1 protein-coding gene is annotated in these 1,205 nt (G+C 43.0%); it reads left to right on the top strand.

Annotated features, from left to right (window positions below; translation table 11 throughout):
• A partial coding sequence (locus O3884_RS08975) for a collagen-flanked surface repeat-containing protein (RefSeq protein ID WP_483299438.1) occupies positions 1–1,205 on the top strand: 1,205 nt, incomplete at both ends.

The following is a 1,205-nucleotide window of genomic DNA, read 5'->3' on the forward strand; positions in this document are numbered from 1 at the left end:
GACCAAGGGGAACGTGGATTAACTGGAGCAAAAGGTGAAAAAGGAGATCGCGGAGAACGCGGATTAACTGGAGCACAAGGAGCGAAAGGTGAAAAAGGAGACCAAGGGGAACGTGGATTAACTGGTGCGCAAGGACAAGCAGGTCGTGATGGAGTTACTCCTACAGTTACTGTTAAAGATAATAAAGAGGATGGAACACATACAATTACTATTAATGACGGTAGAGGTAATGTAACTAATACAGTAGTTAGAGATGGATTTGATGGAGATAGTCCTTTAGTTTCTACTCAAAGAAATGAAGCTGATAAAACAACAACAGTTATTTTCTACTATGATAAAAATGGTAATAATGAACTTGATGCAACTGATGAAAAATTAAGAGAAATTGTTATTGCGGATGGAGCAAAAGGTGAAAAAGGAGACCAAGGGGAACGTGGATTAACTGGGGCACAAGGTGCTAAAGGTGAAAAAGGTGACCGTGGAGAACGTGGTGAAACAGGAGCAGCAGGACGTGATGGTAAAACGCCACAAGTTACGACAGCTCGTGGAAAAGATGGACGTAGTACTGACATTACATTTACAGTTCCTGGTGAAGAACCTGTAACAGTTAATGTAAAAGACGGAAAAGATGGACGTACACCAACTATTGACTTAAATGCCTTAGCAGAAGCAGCATTGAGAATTAATAATCAAAGAAGTGGAAGAGTTAGAAGAGCATTAGCAGACGCTCCATCTACAGCACCAGCAGAAAAACCAAGAGAAGGTACGCTTATAACAGCTTACTTTGATAACAACGGTAATGGTAGATACGATGAAGGTATAGATGAGTTAATTGCTAAACAACCAATTTATAATGGTACAGACGGTGCCAATGGAGCAACCGGAGCAGCCGGAGCAGATGGACGTAATGGGGCTGAATTATTAAGTGGGCCAGATGCACCAACAGCAAATGATGGAAAAAATGGTGATACTTATATCGATGCAACAACAGGTGATGTTTACAAAAAAGAAGACGGAAACTGGAAGACAATCGGTAATATCAGAGGACCACAAGGATTAAAAGGTGATAAAGGTCAAGATGGAGCTCAAGGACCACAAGGTATAAGAGGAGAAGCAGGACCGCAAGGACCACAAGGTCTTCAAGGACGCGACGGACGCGACGGACGTGATGGAGCAGCAGGGCGTGACGGAAGAGACGGACGCGA

Source organism: Gemella sp. 20925_1_85 (genome assembly GCF_041433735.1).
Taxonomy (GTDB): domain Bacteria; phylum Bacillota; class Bacilli; order Staphylococcales; family Gemellaceae; genus Gemella.